Origin of the sequence: Hominisplanchenecus sp., assembly GCF_046967715.1 — a bacterium.
Taxonomy (GTDB): domain Bacteria; phylum Bacillota; class Clostridia; order Lachnospirales; family Lachnospiraceae; genus Hominisplanchenecus; species Hominisplanchenecus faecis.
The window spans coordinates 38,289-45,985 of record NZ_JBKVNQ010000016.1; the positions used below are offsets into that span (position 1 = coordinate 38,289).

General features: G+C 41.1%; 10 protein-coding genes. All 10 read right to left on the minus strand.

The genetic code is table 11. The features are described 5' to 3' along the window. Positions 1-10: 10 nt before the first annotated feature. The 10 genes from ACLTL4_RS03790 to tnpA all read right to left on the minus strand — a co-directional run bounded on the left by ACLTL4_RS03790 (position 11) and on the right by tnpA (position 7,393). Positions 11-1,504: a polysaccharide biosynthesis tyrosine autokinase gene (locus tag ACLTL4_RS03790; RefSeq protein ID WP_412291405.1), complete on the minus strand. Its 1,494-nt coding sequence runs from the start codon at positions 1,502-1,504 to the stop codon at positions 11-13. Beyond that, positions 1,491-2,912, minus strand: coding sequence for a polysaccharide biosynthesis tyrosine autokinase (locus ACLTL4_RS03795; protein WP_412291404.1), 1,422 nt, complete (start codon positions 2,910-2,912; stop codon positions 1,491-1,493). The genes ACLTL4_RS03790 and ACLTL4_RS03795 overlap by 14 nt, the downstream gene beginning before the upstream one ends. 10 nt (positions 2,913-2,922) lie before the next feature. After that, the gene (locus ACLTL4_RS03800; protein ID WP_215658943.1) at positions 2,923-3,840 is read right to left on the minus strand and encodes a bacterial Ig-like domain-containing protein; all 918 of its coding nucleotides are present in this window, start codon (positions 3,838-3,840) and stop codon (positions 2,923-2,925) included. Between the two features lie 15 nt (positions 3,841-3,855). Next, positions 3,856-4,575, minus strand: a complete 720-nt coding sequence (locus ACLTL4_RS03805; RefSeq protein WP_412291403.1) for a tyrosine-protein phosphatase — start codon at positions 4,573-4,575, stop codon at positions 3,856-3,858. Between the two features lie 64 nt (positions 4,576-4,639). Further along, positions 4,640-5,095, minus strand: a complete 456-nt coding sequence (locus ACLTL4_RS03810; RefSeq protein ID WP_412291402.1) for a VanZ family protein — start codon at positions 5,093-5,095, stop codon at positions 4,640-4,642. A 16-nt stretch (positions 5,096-5,111) separates the two neighbouring features. After that, the gene (locus ACLTL4_RS03815) at positions 5,112-5,396 is read right to left on the minus strand and encodes a hypothetical protein (RefSeq protein ID WP_412291401.1); all 285 of its coding nucleotides are present in this window, start codon (positions 5,394-5,396) and stop codon (positions 5,112-5,114) included. Between the two features lie 211 nt (positions 5,397-5,607). Further along, positions 5,608-5,742: a hypothetical protein gene (locus ACLTL4_RS03820; protein ID WP_412291400.1), complete on the minus strand. Its 135-nt coding sequence runs from the start codon at positions 5,740-5,742 to the stop codon at positions 5,608-5,610. A gap of 133 nt (positions 5,743-5,875) precedes the next feature. Continuing rightward, positions 5,876-6,214 (minus strand): hypothetical protein, encoded by a 339-nt coding sequence (locus ACLTL4_RS03825; RefSeq protein ID WP_412291399.1) that lies wholly within the window; start codon positions 6,212-6,214, stop codon positions 5,876-5,878. A 294-nt stretch (positions 6,215-6,508) separates the two neighbouring features. After that, positions 6,509-6,766, minus strand: coding sequence for a hypothetical protein (locus tag ACLTL4_RS03830; protein ID WP_412291398.1), 258 nt, complete (start codon positions 6,764-6,766; stop codon positions 6,509-6,511). A gap of 309 nt (positions 6,767-7,075) precedes the next feature. Continuing rightward, entirely contained in the window at positions 7,076-7,393 is a 318-nt protein-coding gene (gene tnpA / locus ACLTL4_RS03835; RefSeq protein ID WP_412320251.1) for an IS200/IS605 family transposase, read from the minus strand. Positions 7,394-7,697: the final 304 nt, after the last annotated feature.

The window sequence follows — 7,697 nt, forward strand, 5'->3', positions numbered from 1 at the left end:
TATGCCTCCACTATAAGGAATCTTCCGTGTCCATATCGTCTTCTTTCACATCTACATATCTCTGATACTTGCCATATTTGCCGTAGCCATATTTTCCATATCCGTATTTTCCATATCCATATTTTCCGTAAGAAGCGAATCCTTTCTGACTTCTGTTGATCAGATATCCAAGCAGTTTATCCTCCTGAATAAAAGATTCCATTCCTTTCTCAATCTGCGGAATTTCTGCCATGTCATGACGTACAACATAAAGTACACAATCTACATATCCCGCCAGGATCGCAGCATCCGAAAACAGATATGCCGGCGGTGTATCGATGATTACATAGTCAAATTCTGACTTAAGAAAAGTCATAAGTTCTTCCATTCTGCTCTCATCCATCAGGCTGGATATATTGCCATGCACCTTTCCACCCTGAATTACCGTCAGATCTCCTTTTTTCTGCAAAACCTCTTTAACCTTGGCATTTCCCTTCAGATACTCTGCAAGTCCCTTCTGTTCTTCCATTCCAAGCATCTCTGCAACGGATGGCTTTCTGAGGTCTCCATCGATCAGAACTGTCTTTTTCTCATGCTGCATAAATGCCAGTGCCAGATTGACTGCCGTCATACTCTTTCCTTCCTGTGGAAGCGTACTGGAAACGAGCAGAACCTGTTTATGTTCCTGTTCCATCTGTTTCTCGATACGAAGCTGAGCCGCCTGCACAGACTGCTTAAATCCCCAGTCCACACGCTTGTTGCTCAGCAGAAGCTGCTGTTTCTTACTCTTTTCACGTTTCTTGACTGCAATCTCCGGTATCAGACTGATGCATCCTTTGGACGTAATCTTCTTCATATCACTTTCTTTGCGAACCGTCCTGATCAACTGTGCATACAATGCTGCGATTGCCAGACACAAGATCACGCCAGCCAACACACCCTCCACCAGCTGCTTCATCGCTGAATAACCATTTACGGGATTTTCGCCTGCCAAAGCCCGATCCACAACCTGTAATTCCATCGTACCATTGGATCCTGCCACCCATTCCGGATACATATTCTCCAGAAGATCCAGCAGCATATTGGCATTGTTATAATTGTTTGCCGTCACCGTAACAGAAAATAAGTTGGAGTTGTCCGTATATGCAGAGGATATCACATAATTCGGATTGACATTTTCTTCTTCCACATCTGCAAACAGGCGATCCTTAAAATCTCCTGTTTTCGTAACCACGCTGATACTGTTGCTCAGTCTCTGTGCAATGGAAGCATCTGTATCCGAATCTCCGGTCTTATTTACCGCATAAGTCACTTTTGCCTGATATTGTGGAACATACTGTCTGTTTCCATAAATAATAAAAACTGCAGTCACGATCACGATCAGCAATAAAAATTGCAGCCAGTACTTCTGAAAACACCGCAGTGCATCATCCATCATGCTGAAAAGATCAATTCCTTCCTGACCGGCACCATATTGCTGTCCTGTTCTCACTCTTTCTGCACGTACTTTATCACTTTCCTGCATGCTGTCCATCCTTTCCGTAAGCGTATCCGTAGTAATAGCTTCCATACTTATACTTGTGATAGCCGTTTCCCGCAATTTTCTCGCCCTTTGCCATATTCAGGACACCACCGACTACGACAGATCCTGCATCCTCCAGAATATCGATCACATCATTGACCGATGCTGCATGCACCTCATCCTGCTTCATGACCATAAAAACAGAGTCCGCATATCCGGCAATGATCTCCGCATCACGTACAATGCCGATTGGTGCCGTATCCAGGATCACATAGTCAAAACTTCCGGACAGTTCCTTCAGCATATGTTCAAATCGCTCCGAATCAAACAATTTTTCCGGCTCAGAGACTGCTTTTTTCTGCAAAATACAAGAAAACTTACGCTCGTCCTGACCATATTCAATCAAAACATCCTGAAGTGTACTCTCTTCTGTCAGATAATCATAGAGCTGTTTCTGATCTTTCATGTCAATATCAAAAAGCTTACAGACGGCAGATCTTCGCATATCACAGTCCACCAGAACTACTTTCTTACCACGCTGCACCAGATTCAGTACAAGGTTCGCTGCTGCCGTAGATTTTCCGTCATTCTCTTTCAGACTGCTCACCATCAGCACTTTATAATGATTTTCGTGCATCTTTCTGCGAAGCTTTGTAACGATCTTGTCCACAGCTTCCACATACTGCGAAGAAGTCCTTGGATCTGTGATCAGAATCGACTTCTGTTCCTGTTTTTTCTTTACAAACGGTAACGCTCCAAAGACATCCATATCCAGCAACTGCTGTGCCTGTTCGACACTATGTACCTTGTCAGTGAAAACTGCCATTGCTCCAACCAGACCACATCCTGCAATCAGCACCAGAAGTGCCACCTTCAGTGCACTGATTGGTGCATCTGCATGATTGACCGTAATCCCATTCCCTTCAAAACTTCCAATCTTCTTCAGCAGATATCCCGTCTGGAAATATCCGGAAAGTTTCGGATAATTATCAATACCGGCTTTCAACAGGCGGCATGCACTCTCCGCCGAACTGCTCGTCGCACTCATGACAATGATGTTGGTGCTTCCGGCGGCATATGCCGAAAGATTTCCCTTCAGCTTATTCGCATCCTTTTCCTTTTTTATCTGCTCTTTCATCATATCACTGTTCAGGGCACTGACGCATCGGGATACCGCTGAACTGATCCCATTTGAATTGAATTTTGTGCTCGCATTGTCTCTTGGGATCACATAGAGATTGACACTTGCCGTGTAAGTATCCTTCTTATAGTGATCCAGAAAAATATAAGAAAACACGCCTGCCAGACATGCAAACATCAGAATAAAGAGTGCATTTCTCATCAGGCAGCGACTTATGTATTTCACATCATACGGCTGTGTATTTGCATTTTGATAATGTTCCTGATTCATCTGTCCCCTCCTACTCAACGACCACGATCAGATTTGCATTGCAGTCGTATCCTGTCTCCTCCGATGTATAATGATAATTTACCGTATAAACTCCGGCCTTTTCCGTATCAACCTTCGAAGTGATTTCAATATTCTCCATGGAAATCTGCTTACTTGCTGTACTCTGCTGTTCGCTCTCTGAAGTCCCCTCCACAGATGAAGTTATTCCTGAAACTGCAAAGGTTTCTCCTCCCTCTTCGATATAATCCAGATAAGCACTTGCATCCAGCTGTTCGCCCTTTTCCATGTATACAATATACTGATTCAATATGATCTGCGGACGCTGATTTCGCTCATCGTATCCATCCTCATAGATTTCCACACTGATCGGCAGCGTCGTCGTATAACCAACACTGTTCGTCACACTGACCGTGCACTCATAAATCCCCTTCTTCGGCTCTCCTTCCAAGACCTCCTTATCACCATCCAAAGTAATAAATGGTGTGACATCCCCGTCAATACAGTCGTCCGCCGTAAAATAAGACAACAGATCAATCTCCTGATTTTCCGGAAAACGCAATGCCTGTTCAAAGGAAAAATGTGCCTGACGATAGTCAGAATAATGAAGTGTTCTTGTAAGTGATGCCATATTGCTTGATTTATCAAAGGCCACATAAGTAATCAGGAAATCACTGTCCGTGCCTTCCTTCTTTTTGATACTGTCGATCAGTATGCTGTCCGATACGTCCCCGTCCTTCTGATCAAATGCCGTCACGCCGGAGATCAGCTTCTTCTCATCCGCTTTAATGCTTGCTGAAAACTTCTCCGCATCCGCACTGAGAACCGGCGGTTCCATATCCTTTTGCTTCTGTGCATTTGAATAATAAACACAGCCTCCAACCAGGGAAAGAACACAAACTGCCCCTGCCAAGACCTTTCTTTTGTCCATAATCGCTGTACTCCTTTATGTAGTGAGAATCGGCATCCCGTTTAATATGCGGCTCGGATTCTCCGACAGCCACATACGAATCAGCTTTTTCGAATATCGCCTCTCAAGGTATGCCACCAGTCTGTTCATCGATGGGGTACGATACTCAAAGTCATGTGCATCCGAAGCCAGCACACTGACAATCCCATCATCCAGAAACTGTTCTGCAAGATTTCTGCATCTTCTTCCAAACTGCCCAAGAACGCTCCCTTTATTTACCTGAAGTGCACAGCCCTGTTCCGCCAGAAAGTAGGCAAACTCAGGATCTCTCTGCACAAAAAGATAACGTTCCGGGTGTGCTAAAACTATATTATACCTTCTCGTCTGCAAATCGGCAACATATTTATACACTTTTTCGACATTTTCTTCAAAATCAAACTCCACTAGGACATATCTTGTCCCATTTAACGTCAGAAGCTCCCCCAGATCCAGCAGATCTGCGGCCTTCTCATCCATAAAAATCTCCATACCTGAATAAAGCTTCACCGGAATCTCTCTGTCACGCAGTTCCGCCTGAAGCCTCTCAAAATTTTCCCTGTATTCCTCTAACGTATAATCATAATAATTCCCGTGACTGGTCGCAGCCATATGAAACACTCCGCTGCGTGCAGCAAGATCCGCCATCCGCACCGAAGTCTCCAAATCAAAAGCCCCGTCATCCAGGTGCGGGAGAATGTGTGTATGTACATCGACCATGAAACACCTCTGCTTTCTCTTGACTTCAAAATAATTCCACCATTATACTATCTGCAACAGCTTTTCACAAGCAATGCTTTCTTTTTTGAAAAGCTATACCGCCTATCCAGGCTCCCAGCGTATTGCAGATCACATCCGTCACCTGCGCCATGCCCGTCCCGGCCGCATACTGCCAGCTCTCGATCACAATTGCCAGAACCAGAGCCAGCCAGATCCGATGCCAGCCTATCAGCTCCCCGAGCGTAAGTCCCAGTGGAAAGTATAAAAAGACATTCATCAGTAACTCCCGAAAGAACTCATTCGAATAAGGTGCTATCACCACAAACTGATGCAGACCGGAAGGTATTCTCCCCAGCACCGTGAACTTGAGAATCAGAAAAAACGATACCCCTGCTCCAAACAAATTTAAAATCTTCCAGATGTCGATTCTTATATACCTTGCTAAAATCCGCCAGAGGATAAGCAAAAACAACATGATCAGAAAGATTCGGTGATAATTCCATGCATAAACATTTACCATTTATCCAATAACCCCATCAATAATCTTTTCCTTTTATTTTTCTCTTTGAAATTCCGATATCTTGATAATACCCATCACAATTCTCTACCAGATAATCCGCCAGATAAAGTCGTTCCTTAAACTGCCATGGCAAATTATGATCTTCAAAAAGCTCCTGCATCTTTTCCAGTTCTTCACAAGCCCTGTTCTCTTCCTCTTCCGGACCGCCGCCATACATATCAAACTCTTCAATGATCTCAGACGCCACCTGCCAGCAGTTGTTAATCTGCTCCTCCACAATCTTAATTTCTGCTTTATTCATATGGATTGTCCTTCTTTCCCTTTTACCGATATCTGTCCAGCAATATCTTTACCATCTTTTTATTGCTTGCCCATTAATAAACTTTTTTAATTCAGTTTTTCTTCAACCCAAACGTCACTCTACTGTGTTCCCCAGATATACTCTTTCAGATATATATTTCCATGATTCAAATCCACTACTTTTATTTCGTGCAAATTATTAATAACCTCTGCTATTTCTTCCTGTCCGATCGTCTTTCCCCCTCTTCATCCTTCAAAGTACTGCCGGAAAATCTAAATATTTCATAATCATCTTGTGGCAACATAAATTTTCTCAAAAAAGGGTGTGCATTTTTATTCTTATCCATACTTTTTATCTCCACTATTCGCATTTACTTTTTTATCTTTGAAAAATACCGAAAATAAACTAAACGCCAAATTATAAAAACAGGGTGGTTTCCCTCCCTACTATTCCTTCACTTATACAAAAATATCTCTTTATCAAAAGATTAACGCAACAACTATACCACTTATTATTCCAAGTACACCAATAACAACACCTATATAATAAGATTTTTTTGCTAATAATTCTTTTTGGGTTGCTTTATGCTGTAAAAAATCTGCACCTTCTTCAGCATCACTTATTAAATCATACAGCTTCACATAATGTTCATATGCATCCTGATACTTATCGTAAATAACCTCTTCACTAACATTAGATGTTTCGGAAATTTTAGCATCCTGCCATAATTCAACCGATTCATTATACAATTTGACAGCATCTCTGATGAAGTTACCATTATCAATAAACGTTAAATCTACACTTTCGTATCTTTTCATAAAATCAATATATTCATCATGATAAATAATTCCTATGCATTTCAGACAATCAAGTAATACTCTTTTAGAATGAGCTTACATTTTTCCGATACTTCTCGAAACATCCTCATCATCCTCGGCCATCGCAGCACGAACTATATGACCATATATTGCACGAATTTCATTAAGAACTTCTATCGAAAATTCATTTTTCTGGGATTCAAATTTCACAATAAACGGATTGATATCTTCAATATATGTTCTAAAAATCTCATCTAATTCCTCTTTATGATCACAAAAAAGCTTGAATCAACTTTAGTACTTTCTCTCATCCTTTTTCCATCCCGCTATCTGCTTGTCAACTTCTTCCATTGTCATGATTCTTTTTGTTGCAATTGTATGATTACCTCGAGCCACAATGCGATGATCTACTACTTTAGAAAAAAACAGCTTTTTACCTGTCTTGCTTTTTACAAAAGATATCTCTTGATCATAATCCATTTTTGCAAGTTCTTTAGCCGTCACTCCTAACGATTTTTCCAGAACAGATTTCGTACTTGCCCTCAAAAACATACTTACACCTCCTTTTGAAAAATCATTTCATCTAATACCAATTTTCAAACCTTGTTCTATGGCATATACTTTTTACTCTTTCAAGTACCCTAAATATAGATATGCTATCATATTTACTTTCAAAAATCAATATTGCAAATTTCTCCGCCAAATTCAGTTATTGCAAATTTCTCCGCCAAATTCAGTCAGTACTACCAGCTCTGCTGATGGTTTGTGTTTGCCCTTCCAGGGCATATTGCATTTCCGCCTGAAGGCGGTCTAACAAAGCATTCCTTTAGTTACTGGTGTCCGCTTAAAATCGGCTCTTTTTTACTTTTTTGAGTCCCCTTCTAAACGATCTCTTTCATATTGTTCTTGTATATACTGTTTTATTGTTTCCTCATTGACGTTACCTACCGTTTCGCAATAGTATCCTCTTGCCCAAAAGTGACGATTATTTCTGTCTCTATATTCTGGATGTCTGTCGAATATCATTAATGCACTCTTTCCTTTGATTCGACCTATTGTTTTTGATACATTTAATTTCGGCGGAATCGATACATACATATGTACATGTTCTGGAAGAGTTGCGGCTTTTAATATTATTACTCCTTGCAAGAACTGCATAAGAAATGGAAAAAAATCCATCACCGTTTACAGACACTGGAAGCTGCAGATCAGGAACAAGAAGCGGAAATACTCAAAAAAGCTTATGAGTGTCTGTTCTGTGCCTATCAGGAATCCAGAGCTTTAAACGATGAAATGGGGATGCTTGTCAAGGATGCTTTGACGAGTTAATTTGTAAAAGTATAAAACTCTAACAATGGGGAGGTTCCCATCCCCATAAAATTTTTTCTTAAAACTTACACAAAAAACTTGACAAACCCTATTGGTTGCTATGGTCCTATGTCAAGATTTAGTACAAGTTAAAATGAGAAATTTCTCCCCATTT

What these genes read in the sequence shown, in the direction of transcription:
- ACLTL4_RS03805 (WP_412291403.1), bottom strand. Translation starts at nt 4,575, where the DNA reads ATGGTCGATGTACATACACACATTCTCCCGCACCTGGATGACGGGGCT.
- ACLTL4_RS03825 (WP_412291399.1), bottom strand. Translation starts at nt 6,214, where the DNA reads ATGAAAAGATACGAAAGTGTAGATTTAACGTTTATTGATAATGGTAAC.
- ACLTL4_RS03790 (WP_412291405.1), bottom strand. Translation starts at nt 1,504, where the DNA reads ATGCAGGAAAGTGATAAAGTACGTGCAGAAAGAGTGAGAACAGGACAG.
- ACLTL4_RS03810 (WP_412291402.1), bottom strand. Translation starts at nt 5,095, where the DNA reads ATGGTAAATGTTTATGCATGGAATTATCACCGAATCTTTCTGATCATG.
- tnpA (WP_412320251.1), bottom strand. Translation starts at nt 7,393, where the DNA reads ATGGATTTTTTTCCATTTCTTATGCAGTTCTTGCAAGGAGTAATAATA.
- ACLTL4_RS03830 (WP_412291398.1), bottom strand. Translation starts at nt 6,766, where the DNA reads ATGTTTTTGAGGGCAAGTACGAAATCTGTTCTGGAAAAATCGTTAGGA.
- ACLTL4_RS03800 (WP_215658943.1), bottom strand. Translation starts at nt 3,840, where the DNA reads ATGGACAAAAGAAAGGTCTTGGCAGGGGCAGTTTGTGTTCTTTCCCTG.
- ACLTL4_RS03795 (WP_412291404.1), bottom strand. Translation starts at nt 2,912, where the DNA reads ATGAATCAGGAACATTATCAAAATGCAAATACACAGCCGTATGATGTG.
- ACLTL4_RS03815 (WP_412291401.1), bottom strand. Translation starts at nt 5,396, where the DNA reads ATGAATAAAGCAGAAATTAAGATTGTGGAGGAGCAGATTAACAACTGC.
- ACLTL4_RS03820 (WP_412291400.1), bottom strand. Translation starts at nt 5,742, where the DNA reads ATGGATAAGAATAAAAATGCACACCCTTTTTTGAGAAAATTTATGTTG.